Source organism: Kitasatospora sp. NPDC058478 (assembly GCF_042720345.1).
Lineage (GTDB): Bacteria > Actinomycetota > Actinomycetes > Streptomycetales > Streptomycetaceae > Kitasatospora.
The window spans coordinates 25,396-41,898 of sequence record NZ_JBHXML010000074.1 but is presented as its reverse complement, the minus strand read 5'-3'; the positions used below and the strand labels follow the sequence as shown (position 1 = coordinate 41,898).

The 16,503-nt window shown below is 72.6% G+C and carries 15 protein-coding genes and 1 pseudogene; 9 read left to right on the top strand and 7 right to left on the bottom strand.

Annotated features, from left to right (window positions below; genetic code table 11):
* Window positions 1–21: 21 nt before the first annotated feature.
* Window positions 22–1,347 (bottom strand): radical SAM protein, encoded by a 1,326-nt coding sequence (locus ACFWPT_RS32885; protein WP_380486255.1) that lies wholly within the window; start codon window positions 1,345–1,347, stop codon window positions 22–24.
* Between the two features lie 366 nt (window positions 1,348–1,713).
* Here ACFWPT_RS32885 and ACFWPT_RS32880 point away from each other — a divergent pair.
* Window positions 1,714–2,883, top strand: a pseudogene (locus tag ACFWPT_RS32880) (family 2 encapsulin nanocompartment cargo protein terpene cyclase); the annotation flags it as partial.
* A 55-nt stretch (window positions 2,884–2,938) separates the two neighbouring features.
* The gene (locus ACFWPT_RS32875) at window positions 2,939–3,823 is read left to right on the top strand and encodes a geranyl diphosphate 2-C-methyltransferase (RefSeq protein WP_380486253.1); all 885 of its coding nucleotides are present in this window, start codon (window positions 2,939–2,941) and stop codon (window positions 3,821–3,823) included.
* A gap of 115 nt (window positions 3,824–3,938) precedes the next feature.
* On the opposite strand, the gene ACFWPT_RS32870 is transcribed toward ACFWPT_RS32875, so the two are convergent.
* Complete coding sequence (locus tag ACFWPT_RS32870; protein ID WP_063345937.1) at window positions 3,939–4,592, bottom strand: dihydrofolate reductase family protein; 654 nt, start codon at window positions 4,590–4,592, stop codon at window positions 3,939–3,941.
* A 203-nt stretch (window positions 4,593–4,795) separates the two neighbouring features.
* On the opposite strand from ACFWPT_RS32870, the gene ACFWPT_RS32865 reads away from it, so the two are divergent.
* The 5 genes from ACFWPT_RS32865 to ACFWPT_RS32845 all read left to right on the top strand — a co-directional run bounded on the left by ACFWPT_RS32865 (window position 4,796) and on the right by ACFWPT_RS32845 (window position 9,403).
* On the top strand, window positions 4,796–5,875 hold the full coding sequence (locus ACFWPT_RS32865) for a phosphatidylinositol-specific phospholipase C domain-containing protein (protein ID WP_380376042.1): 1,080 nt from the start codon (window positions 4,796–4,798) through the stop codon (window positions 5,873–5,875).
* 306 nt (window positions 5,876–6,181) lie between these two features.
* On the top strand, window positions 6,182–6,514 hold the full coding sequence (locus ACFWPT_RS32860) for a ribonuclease domain-containing protein (RefSeq protein WP_244293569.1): 333 nt from the start codon (window positions 6,182–6,184) through the stop codon (window positions 6,512–6,514).
* Between the two features lie 180 nt (window positions 6,515–6,694).
* The gene (locus ACFWPT_RS32855) at window positions 6,695–7,045 is read left to right on the top strand and encodes a 5-carboxymethyl-2-hydroxymuconate Delta-isomerase (RefSeq protein WP_380376040.1); all 351 of its coding nucleotides are present in this window, start codon (window positions 6,695–6,697) and stop codon (window positions 7,043–7,045) included.
* A 92-nt stretch (window positions 7,046–7,137) separates the two neighbouring features.
* Window positions 7,138–8,496 carry an MFS transporter gene (locus ACFWPT_RS32850; protein ID WP_380486250.1) on the top strand — a complete coding sequence of 453 codons (1,359 nt, stop codon included), beginning with the start codon at window positions 7,138–7,140 and terminating at the stop codon, window positions 8,494–8,496.
* A 58-nt stretch (window positions 8,497–8,554) separates the two neighbouring features.
* On the top strand, window positions 8,555–9,403 hold the full coding sequence (locus tag ACFWPT_RS32845) for an SAM-dependent methyltransferase (protein WP_063345934.1): 849 nt from the start codon (window positions 8,555–8,557) through the stop codon (window positions 9,401–9,403).
* 69 nt (window positions 9,404–9,472) lie between these two features.
* Here the strand turns inward: ACFWPT_RS32845 and ACFWPT_RS32840 are convergent, their stop codons facing one another.
* Window positions 9,473–10,642 carry a CapA family protein gene (locus ACFWPT_RS32840; RefSeq protein WP_380486248.1) on the bottom strand — a complete coding sequence of 390 codons (1,170 nt, stop codon included), beginning with the start codon at window positions 10,640–10,642 and terminating at the stop codon, window positions 9,473–9,475.
* Window positions 10,643–10,913: 271 nt separating this feature from the next.
* Between ACFWPT_RS32840 and ACFWPT_RS32835 the strand changes: the two genes are divergently transcribed.
* Entirely contained in the window at window positions 10,914–11,552 is a 639-nt protein-coding gene (locus tag ACFWPT_RS32835) for a DUF4360 domain-containing protein (RefSeq protein WP_380486246.1), read from the top strand.
* A 221-nt stretch (window positions 11,553–11,773) separates the two neighbouring features.
* A complete protein-coding gene (locus ACFWPT_RS32830) occupies window positions 11,774–13,438 on the top strand; it encodes a purple acid phosphatase family protein (protein WP_380486244.1) in 1,665 nt (554 codons plus the stop codon).
* A 10-nt stretch (window positions 13,439–13,448) separates the two neighbouring features.
* Here the strand turns inward: ACFWPT_RS32830 and ACFWPT_RS32825 are convergent, their stop codons facing one another.
* The 4 genes from ACFWPT_RS32825 to ACFWPT_RS32810 form a co-directional block, all read right to left on the bottom strand.
* Window positions 13,449–14,924: a cytochrome P450 gene (locus tag ACFWPT_RS32825; protein WP_380486242.1), complete on the bottom strand. Its 1,476-nt coding sequence runs from the start codon at window positions 14,922–14,924 to the stop codon at window positions 13,449–13,451.
* A 97-nt stretch (window positions 14,925–15,021) separates the two neighbouring features.
* Window positions 15,022–15,639, bottom strand: a complete 618-nt coding sequence (locus tag ACFWPT_RS32820; protein ID WP_063345929.1) for an ATP/GTP-binding protein — start codon at window positions 15,637–15,639, stop codon at window positions 15,022–15,024.
* Window positions 15,620–15,982: a DUF742 domain-containing protein gene (locus ACFWPT_RS32815; RefSeq protein WP_063345928.1), complete on the bottom strand. Its 363-nt coding sequence runs from the start codon at window positions 15,980–15,982 to the stop codon at window positions 15,620–15,622. Before ACFWPT_RS32815 ends, ACFWPT_RS32820 begins: the two co-directional genes overlap by 20 nt.
* Before the next feature lie 126 nt (window positions 15,983–16,108).
* Entirely contained in the window at window positions 16,109–16,495 is a 387-nt protein-coding gene (locus ACFWPT_RS32810) for a roadblock/LC7 domain-containing protein (protein WP_208869028.1), read from the bottom strand.
* Window positions 16,496–16,503 lie beyond the last annotated feature (8 nt).

The following is a 16,503-nucleotide window of genomic DNA, read 5'->3' as shown; positions in this document are numbered from 1 at the left end:
GGGGCGGCGTGCGCCGGGGGCTCAGCCGGGCAGCGAGTCCATGAAGGAGCTGACCGAGAAGACCGCCTTGCCGGGGCCGGCCGGGCCGTAGCCGGGCGGGGAGGAGAGGCCGAACTCCTCCAAGGTGGCGCGGTAGGCCTGGAGCAGGCGGATGTGGTACTCCAGCGGGGCGCCCTGGGGGTTGGCCTTGCCGAGCGGAGTGGTGGGTTCGGGGCACCAGGTGGTGAAGCGGGGCACCACGCCGTGGGACATGAAGAAGCGCAGGCCCTCCCGGGTGGAGGCGATGGCCTCGTCGACGGTGGTGAAGCCGAAGGGCTGCGCCATCTCGACCCCGGCGACGAAGTTGGGGATCACGTTCTCCGGGCCGAACACCTCGGTGGAGTCGAGGATGCGCCGGTGCCACTCGTCGCGGCCGACGTAGCGCTCCTTGCCGGGGCAGTACAGCTCGAACAGGCGCTTGTCCCAGACCTCGAAGTTGGGGTGGTAGATCCGCACGCCGTAGTCGTGGAAGCGCTGGACGTCCTCGCGCGGCAGGGCCTGCGCGACGACCTTGCCGATCCAGCGCCCGGGGAAGCGCTCCTCGATGGCCTTGGCGTACTGGCCGTAGAAGTCGGCCTCGTCCCGGCCGCCGACCTGCGAGGTGATGGCGCCGCCGGTGAGGGTGTACGCCTGGGAGGCGCGGGCGGTGTCGTGGCGGTCGATGAGCTCCAGCGCCTCCAGCACCTCCTCGACCGGCTTGACCCCGGTGTAGGGGCGGCCGGCGGCCTTGTGCTGGCGCCAGTTGTGGTTGATGTCGCAGTACTGGCACTCCTCCTTGGCGCCGAAGTACTGGCAGACCCGGAAGACCGTCAGGTAGATCAGGTAGCCCCACTGGATGGTCGGGGCGACCTCCATCACCGACTTCCCGTTGGCCAGGGCGTGCCGGTAGTAGTCCGGCATCGGGGGCAGGCCCACGTCGGCGATCCGCGCGCCGTCGAGGTACAGGCCGAGCGTGCCGTCCTCCCCGGCGCCGACCCGGTACGGCGAGTCCGGGTTGACGCGCACCGACACCACGGTGCGGCGCAGCCCGTACGGGCCGCCGGTGAGCACGACCTCCTCCGGCGGGCGGTTGAGCGCGGCCGCGCCGAGTTCGGGCAGGGTGCGGTGGTCGAAGGAGAAGATGAAGTACGACTTCGGCTTGACCTCGCCGCTCCCGTCGGCGCCGGTGCTGCCGCTGAGGGCGGACTCGTCGAAGGCCATGCCGCCGCGCAGCAGGTCCTCCTTGATCACGGCCTCCCGGGGCACGTCGGGGAAGCGCTCCATGAGGTCCTCGACCAGTGCGGTGCGGCTGCGGCCCTGGGTCTCCATGTGCTGGTACGTCCTTCCTGGCCCCGTTCCGTCACGGGGTCGTGGCCATTCTTCTCCCCCTTACACCGGCGGGCGCGGCGGACCGATGCATGAGGAGGCGGCGTTTCAAACGCCATACGGGCCCACGTTCACCTGATCGGGTGTAGAAGATCGTCCGGAACGTTTCCGAACCGGCCCCCGCGCCTACGGTTGTGAACCGAGCGAGACGGGGGCGCGTTCGAAGACCGCCCGCGCCGTCGGCCAGGTGACAAGCCGTCATGTCTTGCGATCCTTCATCAGAGTCAGAGGAGGCTCCATGCCCCTGTGCACCAGAGCGGGGACACCCTTCGAGCGCACTGCCGCCGCGGCGGTGGGGTCATGAGCTCCTCGGCGATCGAGCGGATCCTGCGCGGGCCGAGCGGCCTGGGCACCGCGGGCCTGAACCTGGCACCGAGTCCCCCCGTCCCGACCGCGCCCGCACCCAACACCCACGTGCCCGGCGTCCCCGCGTCCGACAGCCCCGCGCCGGGCGGTTCGAAGCCGGGCGGTTCCAAGCCGGGTGGTTCCAAGCCGAAGCCCGGCGACGCCATCCCGGGCCTCTACCACCACCCGGTGGCCGAGCCCGACCCGGTGCGGGTGGAGGAACTGGGCCTCAGGATCAAGGCCTGGGCGCTGGACGAGGTCGAGCTGTACCCGCCGGACTGGGAGAAGCAGTTCGACGGCTTCTCGACCGGCCGCTACATGGTGGCCTGCCACCCCGACGCGCCCAGCGTCGACCACCTGATGCTCGCCGCCCGCCTGATGGTCGCCGAGAACGCGGTCGACGACTGCTACTGCGAGGACCACGGCGGCTCACCGGTCGGCCTCGGCGGGCGCCTGCTACTGGCGCACACCGCGCTCGACCCGCTGCACACCACGCCGGAGTACCACCCGGAGTGGGAGGCCTCGCTGCACGAGGACGCCCCCCGCCGGGCGTACCGCTCCGCGATGGAGTACTTCACCCGGGCCTCCACGCCCTCCCAGGCGGACCGGTTCCGGCACGACATGGCGCGGCTGCACCTCGGGTACCTCGCCGAGGCGTCGTGGGCCGAGACCGAGCACGTCCCGCAGGTGTGGGAGTACCTGGCGATGCGCCAGTTCAACAACTTCCGCCCCTGCCCGACGATCACGGACACCGTCGGCGGCTACGAGCTGCCGGCCGAACTGCACGCGCTACCCGCCATGCAGCGCGTGATCGCCCTGGCCGGCAACGCCACCACCATCGTCAACGATCTGTACTCGTACACCAAGGAGCTGTCCATTCCCGGAGTGCACCTGAACCTGCCCGTGGTGATCGCCGAACGCGAGGACTGCTCGCACCGGGACGGCTACCTCAAGGCGGTCGAGGTCCACAACGACCTGATGCACGCCTTCGAGGCCGAGGCGGCCGCGCTGGCCGCGGCCTGCCCCGTCCCGACCCTCGTACGGTTCCTGCGCGGTGTGTCCGCGTGGGTCGACGGCAACCACTTCTGGCACCGGACCAACTCCTTCCGCTACACCCTGCCCGACTTCTGGTAACCACCGTTTCCGGCAGCCATCCCTCTTCCGTTGATCACCCGCTAGGAGCTGACGCATGTCCCTGACCGACGACATCACCACCCCCGCCGACACCGCCGCCATCCCCGGGCCGGCGACTCCCTACCAGGGCGACATCGCACGCTACTGGGACCACGAGGCACGGCCGGTCAACCTTCGCCTCGGCGACGTGGACGGCCTCTACCACCACCACTACGGCATCGGCGACGTCGACCAGGCCGCCATCGGCGACCCGGCCGACAGCGAGCGCGAGAAGAAGGTGATCACCGAGCTGCACCGCCTGGAGTCCGCGCAGGCCGAGCTGCTCCTCGACCACCTGGGTGCGGTTCCGGCCGACGCCACCCTGGTGGACGCCGGCTGCGGCCGCGGCGGCTCGATGGTGATGGCCCACCAGCGCTTCGGCTGCCGGGTCCAGGGCGTCACGCTCTCCGCCAAGCAGGCCGAGTTCGGCAACAACCGGGCCCGCGAGCTGGGCATCGGCGACTTCGTCCGCTCGCAGGTCTGCAACATGCTCGACATGCCGTTCGAGACCGGCCAGGTGGCGGGCTCGTGGAACAACGAGTCCAGCATGTACGTCGACCTGCACGACCTGTTCGCCGAGCACTCCCGGATCCTCGCCGTCGGCGGCCGGTACGTGACCGTCACCGGCTGCTGGAACCCCGCCTACGGGCAGCCGTCCAAGTGGGTCTCGCAGATCAACGCGCACTTCGAGTGCAACATCCACTCCCGCCGGGAGTACCTGCGGGCGATGGCCGACAACCGGCTGGTGCCGCAGGCCGTCATCGACCTGACCCCCGCCACCCTGCCCTACTGGGAGCTGCGCGCCACCTCCTCGCTGGTCACCGGCATCGAGGAGGCGTTCATCAACTCCTACAGGGACGGCTCGTTCCAGTACGTCCTGATCGCGGCCGACCGGGTCTGACCGGTTCTGGCCGGGCCTGACCGGTCCGACAGGTCTGACGGTCCGAGCGTGACGGTGGCCTCCCCGCGGGTGCGGGGAGGCCACCGCCTTCGGCTGCTGCCCGGCTACCGCCCGGTCACCGCCGGGTGAAGGTGAGGTGGGTGACGCCGCTCGGACTGGTCACCGCCTCGGTGCGGAAGCGCTGCTCCAGGCCTTCGAGCCCGTCCCAGAGCCGCTCGCCGCGGCCGAGGACGATCGGCACCACCACCACGTGCAGGTGGTCGATCAGGTCCGCCGCCAGGAAGGCCCGGACGGTGCTCGGGCCGCCGCCGATCCGGACGTCCTTCCCGTCGGCGGCCTCCCGGGCCTGGCGCAGTGCCTCCTCGGGCGTGGCGTCGAGGAAGTGGAAGGTCGTCCCGCCCGCCATCTCCAGCGTGGGGCGCGGGTGGTGGGTGAGGACGAAGACCGGGGTGCGGAACACCGGCTCCGGCCCCCACCAGCCCTGCCACTCGTGGTCCTGCCACGGGCCGCGCTGCGGGCCGAACTTGTTGCGCCCCATGATCTCCGCGCCGATGCCGTCGCTCCAGGTGCGGGCCATCGCGTCGTCGACGCCGGTGTCGCCGCCGGTGTCGCCCTCCCGGCCGTGCATCCGCCGGAAGGTCCGGGTCTGGAAGAACCAGCCGTGCAGTCGGTCGCCGGCGTGGCCGAACGGCGAGTCGAGGCTCTGCCCCTCGCCCGTTCCGTAGCCGTCGAGCGAGATCGAGAAGTTGTGGACGCGGACCAGGGACACGGGAGTTCCTCCGGTGCTCGGTGCTCCGGCGCGGACCGGGCCGCGCCTGCTGGACGGCCCACGCTAACCCGGGCGGGAGCGGTACAGCCGTCACGCTATTGTCGTGTCTTCTTCACCCGAAGCTCGCCCTGGTGGGCGATGCTTCGTCCGACCGTCCGGGAGGGGCGGCCGGAGGCACATCCGCACTTGGGGGGACAGTACCTGTGACCGTACGCCGCACCGCCGCCGCCATCCTGGCGGCCGGCCTGCTCGCCGCCGCCGCGGCCCTGATACCGGCGACCGCCGACGCGGCGCAGGACGCGGCCGCGAGCGGCCCGGCGGACCTGCCGTTCGGCTCGGCCACCACCGTCGGCCTGCACAACACCTACGACCCGGCCGCCTACCCGTACCTCGCACAGGGGCTCGACACCGGCACCGGGATGATCGAGCTGGACATCTGGACGGACATCGTCACCAAGGAGTGGAAGGTCAGCCACTCCAACCCGCTCGGCAACTCCAACAACTGCACCGCCGCCAGCACCCCGGCGCAGCTCTACAGCGGCGGCGCCAACAAGAACCTGGAGAACTGCCTCGACGACGTCCGGGTCTGGCTCGGCGCCCACCCCGGCGCCGGCCCGCTGGTCGTCAAGCTGGAGCTGAAGGCGGGCTTCTCCGCCAACCTCGGCATGGGGCCGACGGAACTGGACACGCTGATCGCCGCCCACCTGGGCCCGGCCGTGCTGCGCCCCGCCGACCTGCTCGTCAAGCCGGGCGGCGGCTCGTACGCCGGCGTCGACGAGGCGGTGCGGGCCGGCAACTGGCCGAGCCGCGCGGCGCTGGCCGGAAAGGTCCTGCTGTACGCGATCCCGGGGACGGTCGAGGAGAGCAACCCCTTCGACACCCTGCACACCGATGTCGAGTACGGCCGCCACCTGCGCGACCTCGCCGCCGCGGGCCGGATCGGCGACGCCCAGCTGTTCCCCGCCGTGCACGGCGCCAAGACCGGCGACCCGCGCGCCGCGTACACGGGCGCGGACGCCGGGATCCGGCCCTGGTTCGTGGTCTTCGACGGCGACGCCGCCACGTACCTCAACGGCGTCGACACCGCGTGGTACGACCGCTCGCACTACCTGCTGGTCATGACGGACGCGCACAACGTGGCGCCCGCCATCAGTGCCACCGACCCGACGGCCGAGCAGGCCCGCGCCCGCACCGAGCAACTGGCCCGGGCGCACGCCAGCATCGTCTCCAGCGACTGGCGCAAGCTTCCGGCCGTCCAGTCCCTGGCCCTGCCCCGGGGCTGACGCCGAGACGCCGGACGCGCCACCGGGGCGGTGAACGCCCCGGTGGCGCAGGCGTGTCCGGCCTCGGCTCGGCTCGGCTCGGCTCGGCTCGCCTTGGCTCGGCTCGGCTCGGCTCGGCTCGGCGTAGGGCGGGCCCGGACCAGCTGCTTTCCAGGTCAAGTCTGCCGCGAATACGTCGAGTTGACCCGAGATGAAGAGTTGGATCAGGGCTTTCGGCGGGCCGGGCCGGTCGCCATGCTGGTTGTCATGACCCGAACTCTACGCGCGTGGAAGTCCCGCGCCGCCGCCGTCACCGCCGTCGCCCTGATGACCCTCGCGCCCGTCGCGGTCGCCACCGAGGCGCACGCCGCGGTGAGCGGCTCGGTGTGCCTGTCCGCCCTGCCGTCGCAGGCGCGCACCACGCTCAACCTGATCGCCTCCGGCGGGCCCTTCCCGTACAGCCAGGACGGCGTGGTGTTCCAGAACAAGGAGCGCGTGCTGCCGAGCCAGTCCTACGGCTACTACCACGAGTACACCGTGGTGACGCCTGGCTCGCCGACCCGCGGCACCCGCCGGGTCGTCACCGGCCAGCGCACCCGCGAGGACTACTACACCGGCGACCACTACGTGACCTTCCGACTGATCAACTTCGGCTGCTGACCACGCTGTTCACGCTCCAGGGCTCCCGGTACCCCCGGCGCAACGGGGGACCGGGAGCGCCGCGCCGTCGCCGTGTCACACCTCGGTGAGCGCCCTGCCCGAGGGCTGCGCGGCCGCACACGGTAGCGTCGCGGCACTGTCCGAGGAGCCCCGCGAGGCTCCGTCTCCTGGGAGGTCTCCGTGCCGCAGATCCTGGTCGACCACTCCGCCGGCCTCGCCCTCGACCAGGCGGGCTTCGCCGAGGAGGTCCACCGGCTGATCGCCGCGGTGATCGACACCACCGTGGCGGACTGCAAGACGCTGTTCCGCCCGGCCGGGCGCCACGTGGTCGGCGACGGGGCGGACGGGCGCGCGGTGGTGCTGGTGGAGATCAAGATCCTGGCCGGCCGCAGCACCGCGCAGCGTGCCGAGCTGACGGCCCGGGTGCTCGCCGCGCTTCAGGCCCGCCTCGACGTGCCCGCCGCGATCGGCGTGGAGGTCACCGAACTGGACCGCGAGACCTACCGCTTCGTCCACCACCCCGGCCGGTAGCACCACCCCGGCCGGTAGCACCGGCCCGCCGGGGGCGGCGGACCTCGCCGCGTCCGATACCGCGGCACCCCGATCGGTGCCATGCTGAGGCCATGACAGATCGGACCGGAACCACCCCGCCGCCCGAGGAGCCGCAAGCCGGCCGGAGGCGACGGGAGTTGGCCGCCGCCACGGTGGGCTCGGTGGTCGAGTCCTTCGACTGGAACATCTACGCCGTCCTCGCCCCGTACTTCGCGGCGGACCTCTTCGGGCACGGCAAGGGCGGGGTCAGCGGCCTGCTCGGGGCGTACGCGACCTTCGCGGTCGGGTTCGTCGCCCGGCCGGTCGGCTCGTACCTGATCGGGCGGCTCAGCGACACCCGGGGGCGGCGCTTCGCCCTGACCCTCGGCATGTCCGTGATCGCCGTTGCCAGCCTCGGCATCGCCGTGCTGCCGGACCAGCGGACGATCGGCGCCTGGGCGGCGGTCCTGGCCGTCGCCGCACGGGTGGTGCAGGGGCTGGCCTTCGGCGGGGAGGCGCCCAGCGTCGCCGCGTACGTGACCGAGACGGCCCCGCCCCGGCACCGCTTCGCGTTCAGCTCGGTCTCCTACGGCGGGATCATCGTCGGCTCGCTGCTCTCCTACGGGGTGCTCGCGCTGCTGCTGCACACCCTCGGCAAGTCCGGTGTGACCAACGGTGGTTGGCGCTGGGCCTTCGTGGTCGCGGCGCTGCTCGGGCTGGCCGCCGTCTGGGTGCGCCGGGCGGCCCCGGAGAGCGCGGAGTTCCGCCGCGCCCGGGCGGAGTCGACGGGTGCCCGCCCGCCGTTCCTGCGGGTGCTGCGCGAGCACCGCTGGGCGGTGCTCACCGTCTTCCTCAACACCCTGGGCGGGACGGTCGGTTACTACTTCGCCCTGGTCTACCTGCCGCAGTACGCCGCCGCCTACGGGGTGGTCGACCGGGAGGAGGCGACCTCCTTCATGACCGTGGTGCTCGCGGTGGTGCTGGCCACCATGCTGCTCAGCGGCGCCGCCGCCGACCGCTTCGGCCTGCTGCCGGTGGCCCGGGCCGGGTTCGCGCTGCCGGTGCTGCTGGTCCCGGTCCTGCTGATCGGGCTGCGGCAGGGCTGGCTGCCGTTCCAGCTCGTCGCCGTGCTGCTGGGGATGCTGGTGGCGACGGTGCTCGGGACGCTCAACGTCTTCACCGGCCTGCTGTTCCCGACGGAGGTCCGCGCCCTCGGCCTCGGCGTGGTCAACGCGGCCACCATCGCCGCGTTCGGCGGCTCCTTCCCGCTGCTCGCCGAGTGGCTGCACGACCACCACCGGCTCGGCCTGATCCCCGGCTACGTCACCCTCTGCACGCTGGGCCCGGCGCTCGGCCTCGTCACCGCCCTGCGGGTGCCGTCCTTCGTCGCCGCCGTGGGGGCCCCGGCGGTCAAGGCGCGCAGCGGTCGGGTACCGTCCCAAAGCGGCTGACGTTCGATCACCTCCTGTGGTTGAGTGGGACGGGAACGAACGTGCGGAAGGGCAAGACATGGAGAACAGCGGTCCGGACGGCTGGCTGACCGGGGTCCGGTTCGAGGAGGCGCCGCAGGTGGACCTGCGCACCGACCGCGCGCACCCGGCCCGAGTCTACGACTACCTGCTCGGCGGCAAGACCAACTTCCCGGTGGACCGCGAGGTCGGCGACCGCATCCTCGGGGAGTGGCCCGGCTCGCGCGCCGCCACCGTCGAGGCCCGCGCGGTGATGCACCGGATGGTCCGCCGGCTGGTCGAGGTGCACGGCGTCCGCCAGTTCCTGGACGTCGGCACCGGCATCCCCACCACGCCCAACCTGCACGAGGTCGTCCAGGCCGTCGACCCGTCCTGCCGGGTGGTGTACGTCGACAACGACCCGATCGTGCTCGCCCACTCGCGCGCGCTGCTCACCAGCACCCCCGAGGGCCGCACCGCCTACGTCGAGGGCGACCTGCGCGAGCCGGGGAGGTTCCTCGCCGATCCCGCGGTGGCCGCCACCCTGGACCTCGACCGGCCGATCGCGCTGACGCTGATCAACATCGTGCACTTCCTCTCCGACGAGGCCGCGCACCCGCCGGTCCGCACGCTGGTCGACGCCCTGCCCTCCGGCAGCTTCCTCGCGCTGACCGCCGGCACCGCCGACTCGATTCCAGACCTGGTCGCGATCGGCTCCCGCCGCTACTCGGAGGCCGGAATCGAGAACCACCTGCGCCCCCGCGCGGGCGTCGAGCGCTTCTTCGCCGGGCTGGAACTGGACGACCCGGGCGTGGTGCTGATCAACCGCTGGCACCCGGAGCTGGGCGAGGGCCCGGTGCTCGGCGACCACGAGGTGGCGGCCTACGCGGGGCTGGGCCGCAAGCCGTAACGGCCTTGCGGCTTAACTGCCCTACGGCTTAACGGCCTTAAGGATTAACTGCCCTACGGCTTCTCCGCTCTACGGTGCCATGGTGAGCCCCGCCGCGCCCGCGTCCCGGCTGAGCACCACCGAGCGGATGTGTTCCAGAGCGCGGGCGTAGTCGGCGCGGCCAGGGTTGCGGCGGACGGCCTCGCGCAGGTCGAGCACCCGGTAGGGCGGCCCGAGGTCGGTGATCTGCGGGACGAACTCGGCGCGGCTCACCGTCCAGCGCAGCCCCGGCCGGGCGGGCGGGGTGACGGTGAAACGGGCGAGGGAGCTCCAGTTGCCGCGTGGGTCCTCGGCGCCGTCGTAGGTGAACATGTGTCCGGCGAGCTGGTCGCCGAGGCCGTAGACCGTCCAGGTGTCGCCGATCTTCTCGTAGGCCTGCGGGATGTGGGCGTGGGTGCCGAGGATCAGGTCGATGTCGGGTTGTCCGGGCGCCGGTTCGACGGCCAACTCGCGGGCGAGGGTGAGCTGCTGCTCGTTCGGCGCGTCCTGCCACTCGGTGCCCCAGTGGACGCTGACCACCACGAGGTCCGCGCCGTCCGCCCGGGCGGCGCGCGCGTCGGCGAGGATCCGGTCCCGGTCGATCAGGTTGACCGCCCAGGGCCGGCCCTCGGGCGGCGCGATGTCATTGGTCCCGTAGGTGTAGGCGAGGTGGGCGACGGTGGCGCCGCCGGCCCGGAGCAGGGCGGGCCGGCCGGCCTCGTCGGCCGTCCGGGCGGAGCCGGTGTGGGCGAGGCCGACGGCGTCCATGGCGTCGAGGGTGCGTCTGATCCCGGCGGGGCCGTCGTCGAGGGTGTGGTTGGAGGCGGTGTCGCAGGAGGCGTAGCCCGTGTCCTTGAGGGCCCGGGCGACGTGCGGCGGGGACTTGAAGGTCGGGTAGCCGGTGTACGGTCCGCCGTCGGCGCCGTAGACCGTCTCCATGTGGCAGATGGCCAGGTCGGCGCCGCTGGCCAGTGGTTTGATGCCGGCGAGCATGGCGGTGAAGTCGTATCCGCTCCCGCCGGCGTCCTCCTCGGCCTGCTGGATGATCTCGGTGTGCGGCAGGACGTCCCCGGTGGCGACCAGGGTGAACGGTCGCGGCCCGGTTGCGGTGGGCGTCGCCGTGGCGGCGGGCGGCGGGGCGGTGTCCGGGGCGCCGCAGCCCGGGAGGGCGAGGAACAGGGCGAGGGCCGCGGTGGCGGTCCGGCGGTGGGGCAGCAACATCGTCGGCTCGTCTCACGATCGGAAGGTGTGACTGGCCATCCGACTATGCGAGGCCCCGTCGACGGACCGCCGGACCCACGCCCGCAGGTCACCCGGGAGGCGCGTCACCCCCTGTACGTGGACGCCCCGAGTGTGGTGACATAGCCATGTCAACTTCGGGGCCGCGCTCGAAGCGCCAACTCGCTCGGAACGTCAAGGCGCTCGAAGCGTCAAGGCGCTGGGAACGTCACCGCGCCGGCCCCGGCTCCGTGGACGATCGAAGGGGAAGCCCATGCTGCTCCGTGTACTGGCCACGACCGGAATCGTCGCAAGCCTGTTCGCCTCGCCGGCCCTCGGCGCCGGCGCGCTCCCGACGCCGCCGGATCGGATCGTCATCGACGTCGCGACCGTCAACGGCTCCGGCTGCCCGGCGGGGACGGCCGCCGTGGCCGTCTCCCCGGACAACACCGCCTTCACCGTGACCTACAGCAGCTACCTCGCCCAGGTGGGGGTCGGGTCGAAGCCGACCGACTTCCGGAAGAACTGTCAGCTCAACCTGCGGGTGCACGTCCCCCAGGGGTTCACCTACGCGATCGCCTCCGCCGACTACCGCGGCTTCGCCCACCTGGAGAAGGGTGCGAGCGGCACCCAGCAGGCCAGCTACTACTTCCAGGGCGACCCCGCGACCGCCCAGCTGAGCCACCACTTCAACGGCCCCAAGGACGACAACTGGCAGGCGACCGACACCGTCGACGTCGCGGCCCTGGTCTTCGCCCCCTGCGGCGAGGAGCGCAACTTCAACATCAACACCGAACTGCGGGTCGGCGCCGGCAGCTCGGACCCGAACAGCACCACGAGCTTCATGACCATGGACTCGACGGACGGCAGCATCAACACCGTCTACCACCTCGCCTGGAAGCAGTGCCCCTGATCCCCGGCGCCTGATTCTCGGCGCCTGACCCCCGGGTCCTGCGCCCGACCCCCTGAGCTCGACCCCCTGCGCCCGGCCCCGGCGGAGCCCCCGACCCCCGCTGGGGCCGACGCATGCCCTCCGTCGTACCGGTGGTGACCGTCCGTCATATCGATCGTTTCTGCATGCACATGTCTGTACAGTGCTCCGGGTCGACACCCCCACTCGGCAGGCGGAGCTCCATGACGATCGCACGCAGGTCCATTCTCAAGGGCACATCCGCGGCCGGCGCCGCGCTGGTCGCGGGCGGTGCGGCCGCCCAACCGGCCGCGGCGGCGGACCCGGAGACAGGCCCGGAGGCAAGCCCGGAGACAGGTCAGGAGGCGGGGCCCGCCGCGAGCCCGCTGCTCCAGTCCACCCCGCACCGGACCGGGGCGCCCAGCGTGAGCGGGCTGCACCTGCAGTTCGGCACCGACCCGTCCGCCGACATGACGGTCTCCTGGATCACCCCGCAGTCCGTGCGCCGCCCGCAGGTCCGGCTCGGCTCACCGGACGGCGGCCTCGGCCGGGTCGTCGAGGCGCAGACCCGCACCTACCGGGACGCCCTCGGCAAGGAGGAGGTGTACGTCCACCACGCCCGCCTCACCGGCCTGCGCCCCGCCACCACCTACCTCTACACCGCCGGCCACGACGGTGCGAGCCCCGAGCCGGGCTCCTTCACCACCGCCCCGCGCGGCCGCGCGCCCTTCACCTTCACCAGCTTCGGGGACCAGGCCACCCCCAACCTCCGCCGCCAGGTGGTCTTCCCCGACGGCATGCCGTCACCGCTCGGCAAGTACCCGGTGTTCACCAGCAGCCAGGTCGGCACCCCGCACTCCGCCGACATCGTCGCCGCCGTCGAACGCGTCGGCCCGCTGTTCAACCTGGTCAACGGCGACCTCTGCTACGCCTCCTACAGCGGCCGGCACGGCCAGAGCCGTACGCTGACCTGGGCCGACTGGTTCATCAACAACAGCCGCTCGGCCCGGCTGCGCCCCTGGATGCCCTGCGCCGGCAACGGCGAGAACGAGGCCGGCAACGGCCCGATCGGCGCCCTCGGCTACCAGACCTACTTCGAACTGCCCGACTCCACGGCCGCCGACGACGCGGAGACCCGGGGCATGTGGTACGCCTTCACGGTCGGCTCGGTGCGCTTCATCAGCCTGGCCAACGACGACGTGGCCATCCAGGACAGCGGCGACCACTATCTGCGCGGCTACTCCGGCGGGGCCCAGCAGCGCTGGCTGGAGCGCGAGTTGCGGTCGGCGCGGAGCAGCCGGGCGATCGACTGGATCGTGGTCTGCATGCACCACCCGATGATCTCCAGCTCACAGCACGGCGCCGGCAGCGACCTCGGCATCCGCGAGGCCTGGGGCCCGCTGTTCGACGCCTACGGGGTCGACCTGGTGGTCAGCGGCCACGAGCACTACTACGAGCGCTCCCACCCCGTCCGCGGGACCCTGCCCAACGACACCCGCACCCCGGTGCCGTCCGGTACCGACCTGCACACGGTCGACACCAGCCGCGGCACCGTCCACATGGTCATCGGCGCCGGCGGCAACGCCGCCACCACCCAGGACGACCTGTTCGGGGAGCCCAAGGGCCGGGTGGTCGTCGCGCTGGAGGACGCGCCGCGCCCGCCGGCCCCGTACCGGCAGTCCGTGTGGCTGACCGAGGACGCCCCGTGGGCCGCCGTCCAGGACCGGCAGCACACCCACGGCTTCGCGGCCTTCGACGTCGACCCCGGCGACCGGCGCGGCGGTCTGACCAGGATGCGGGTGACGTACTACACCTTCGACGGCCCGCACGGGGACCTCACCCCGGTCGACACCTTCACCCTGCAGCGGCCCCGCACCGACCGCCACTAGCGACGGGCCGTCAGCGCCGGAACAGGCCGGTCAACGTCCGCCACCAGCCGCGCCGTTGCGCCGGGATCCGGACGGCGGCCGGTGCCTCCGCCTTCTCCACCGCCTCCGCCTCCTCCACCGCCACCGCCACCGTCGGCGCGGGTTCGGGTGCGGTGACGGCTGCCGGGTCCGGGGCGTCGACCGGCTTGGAGTCGGGGTGCGGCTCGATCTCGCGCGGGGTGAACTCCACCGGCAGCTCCACCAGATGCCGGGAGATCCAGGCGGAGGTCCAGGTCAGCTCCTCCTCCGGCACGGCGAGCCGCAGGTCCGGCAGGAGGGTCAGCAGGATGTCGATCCCGGCCTCGGCGACGGAGCGCCCGATGTCCTGGCCGGGGCACTCGTGCGGGCCGGCGCCGAAGGAGAGGTGGGAGCGGTTGCCGTACAGCGGGGTGGCCAGGTCGGGCCGGACGACCGGGTCGACGTTGCCGGCCGCGAGTCCGAGCAGCAGCAGGTCACCGGCCCTGATCTGCTGCCCGCCCAGCTCGGTGTCGACGGTCGCCCAGCGGCCGGCCACCAGCGACATCGGCGGGGAGTCCCACAGCACCTGGTCCAGCGCCTCGCCCAGGGTCATCTGACCGCCGGACAGGTGGGCGCGGAACCGGGGGTCGGTGAGCACCATCTTCAGGGTGTCCGCGATCAGGTTGACGGTGGTCTCGTTCGCGGCGAGCAGCACCACCCGCAGGTGCTCCATCACCTCGTCGTCGGTCAGCCCGGCCGGGTGCTCCAGCAGCCAGGTGACCAGGTCGCCGCCCGGGTCCTCGCGCTTGGCGGCCATCGTCCGGCGCAGGCTCGCCACCACGTACTCGTTGCTGGCGATGGCCGTCTCGGTGCCCTTCATCAGGTCCCGGGCGGCGTTCACCAGCTGCGGTCCGTACTCGTCGGGCATGCCGAGCAGCTGGGTCATGACGAGCATCGGCAGGTGCTCGGCGAACTGGGTGACCAGCTCGGCCCGGCCGGTCTGCCCGACCACCTGCACCAGCTCGGTGGTGAACCGCCGGACGTGGCGGCGCACGCCGCGCCGGTCGAAGCGGTTCAGGCCGTCCAGCACGGCGCCGCGCAGCCGTCGGTGCTCCTCGCCGTCCGCGAACACGCACAGCGGCTGCCAGGCGATCACCGGCATCAGCGGGGAGTCCATCGGGACGTCGCCGTTGCGGAACGCCGACCAGAGGCGGGAGTCGCGGGAGAACAGGGACGGCGAGCGCATCGCGGTGATGTTCGCGCCGTGGCCGAGGATCAGCCAGGCCGGGAGGTCCCCGTGCAGCAGGACCGGGGCCACCTCGCCGTGCTCGGCGCGCAGCTTCTCGTACAGGCCCGCCGGGTCGGCCTCGGCCTCCGGCCCGTACAGGCGCCGGACGCCGCCGGGGCCGAACGGTTCGAGGGCGTGCCCGTGGGCCGGGCAGCCGGGCGGCGGGGTGGGGGCGGCATCGTCGGGGAACGGGGTGCTCACGGGCTCTCCGGGGTCGGGTGGGGTCGGCGGTGCGGACGGGGGGTTCGGCCGGCGGGGCGCGCGGGCGGGCATGGCCGGCCCGGTCAGCGGGCGGTCGTCAGCGGGCGGTCGGAGCCGCGAGCTCGTACAGGTACCGCATCAGGGTCATCAGGGTGTCCCGGCTGGACTCGCGGCTGCGCGCGTCGCAGGCCACGATCGGCACCTCGGGCGGCAGGTCGAGGGCGGCCCGCAACTCGTCGACCGGGTGCGCCGGCGCCTCCGGGAAGTCGTTGACGGCCACCACGAAGGGCACGCCGCGGTCCTCCAGCCGCCCGATCACCTCGAAGCTGACCTCCAGCCGGCGGGTGTCCACCAGCACCACCGCGCCCAGGGCGCCCTCGAACAGGCCGTTCCAGAGGAACCAGAACCGCTCCTGCCCGGGGGTGCCGAACACGTACAGCACGAGCTGGTCGCTGATGCTGATCCGGCCGAAGTCCATCGCCACCGTGGTGGAGGTCTTGCGCTCGACCCCGGTCGGGTCGTCCACGCCGACCCCGGCCTGGGTCATGGTCTCCTCGGTGGTCAGCGGGCGGATCTCGCTGACCGAGCCGACCAGCGTCGTCTTGCCGACGCCGAAGCCGCCCACGATCACCACCTTGACCGCCATCGCGACGGAGTCCGGCAGCAGGTCCGAGGCGGCCGGCCCGACCACCGTGTCAGAGCCTTTGAAGTCCATGGATCACCGCCTCCAACAGGGCACGGTCGGGAAGTTCCGCCTTGGGGACGGCGGCGCGGGCCTCGATCCGCCCGTCGTCGAGCAGGTCCGCCAGCAGCACGGTGACGACGCTGGTGGGCAGTTCGAGGTAGGCGGAGACCTCCGCCACCGAGAGCGGCGAGCGGCACAGCCGCAGGATGGCCGCGTGCTCGGGCTGCATGGTGGGCGTCGGCTCCGCGCGGGAGACGATCAGGGTGACCAGGTCGAAGACGCCCGGTCCGGCCGGGCCGCTGCGGCCGCGGGTGATCACGTACAGGCGGGCGGGGTCGGGGCCGTCCCACCCGTCCTGGTCGGCCGTCGTCATGTGCCCGCCTCGCTGTGCTCGTTCATGTGCCCGCTCCGCGATGCCGGGTCAGACGGTCGCGGTCCCTGTCGCGGTCCCGCTCCCGGTCGCGACCGGGACGGCGCACCGCCCGCCGCTCCGGCCGGTTCACGCGACCACCTCGGGGTTGCGCGGGGGAGTGGCCAGGTGCTCGCCGATCCGGGCGACCAGGTCGCGCATCTGCTGGCCCACCAGTCCGGCGTCGACCCCCTCGTCGGCGAGCACCGCGAGGTACGCGCGGGAGGCGGCCGCCATCAGGTAGAAGAAGCCGCCGTCCACCTCGATCACCACCAGCCGCATCGAGCCGTCGCCGTGCGGGAACTCCTGCCCCACCGCCGCGGCCAGGCTCTGCAGCCCGGCGCAGGCGGCGGCGAGCCGGTCGGCGGTGTCCGGATCGGTGCCGTGCTGGGCGATCCGGAGGCCGTCGCCGGAGAGTACGACGATGTGGCGGATGTACGGCACGCTGTCCGCGAGGTCCTTGAGGATCCAGTCCATGTTGCTGC

Coding starts and splice junctions, on each gene's coding strand:
- ACFWPT_RS32860 (WP_244293569.1), top strand. CDS start 6,182: ATGACCCTCGCGCCCGTCGCGGTCGCCACCGAGGCGCACGCCGCGGTG.
- ACFWPT_RS32820 (WP_063345929.1), bottom strand. CDS start 15,639: ATGGACTTCAAAGGCTCTGACACGGTGGTCGGGCCGGCCGCCTCGGAC.
- ACFWPT_RS32840 (WP_380486248.1), bottom strand. CDS start 10,642: ATGTTGCTGCCCCACCGCCGGACCGCCACCGCGGCCCTCGCCCTGTTC.
- ACFWPT_RS32845 (WP_063345934.1), top strand. CDS start 8,555: ATGGAGAACAGCGGTCCGGACGGCTGGCTGACCGGGGTCCGGTTCGAG.
- ACFWPT_RS32815 (WP_063345928.1), bottom strand. CDS start 15,982: ATGACGACGGCCGACCAGGACGGGTGGGACGGCCCCGACCCCGCCCGC.
- ACFWPT_RS32850 (WP_380486250.1), top strand. CDS start 7,138: ATGACAGATCGGACCGGAACCACCCCGCCGCCCGAGGAGCCGCAAGCC.
- ACFWPT_RS32835 (WP_380486246.1), top strand. CDS start 10,914: ATGCTGCTCCGTGTACTGGCCACGACCGGAATCGTCGCAAGCCTGTTC.
- ACFWPT_RS32875 (WP_380486253.1), top strand. CDS start 2,939: ATGTCCCTGACCGACGACATCACCACCCCCGCCGACACCGCCGCCATC.
- ACFWPT_RS32885 (WP_380486255.1), bottom strand. CDS start 1,347: ATGGAGACCCAGGGCCGCAGCCGCACCGCACTGGTCGAGGACCTCATG.
- ACFWPT_RS32830 (WP_380486244.1), top strand. CDS start 11,774: ATGACGATCGCACGCAGGTCCATTCTCAAGGGCACATCCGCGGCCGGC.
- ACFWPT_RS32810 (WP_208869028.1), bottom strand. CDS start 16,495: ATGGACTGGATCCTCAAGGACCTCGCGGACAGCGTGCCGTACATCCGC.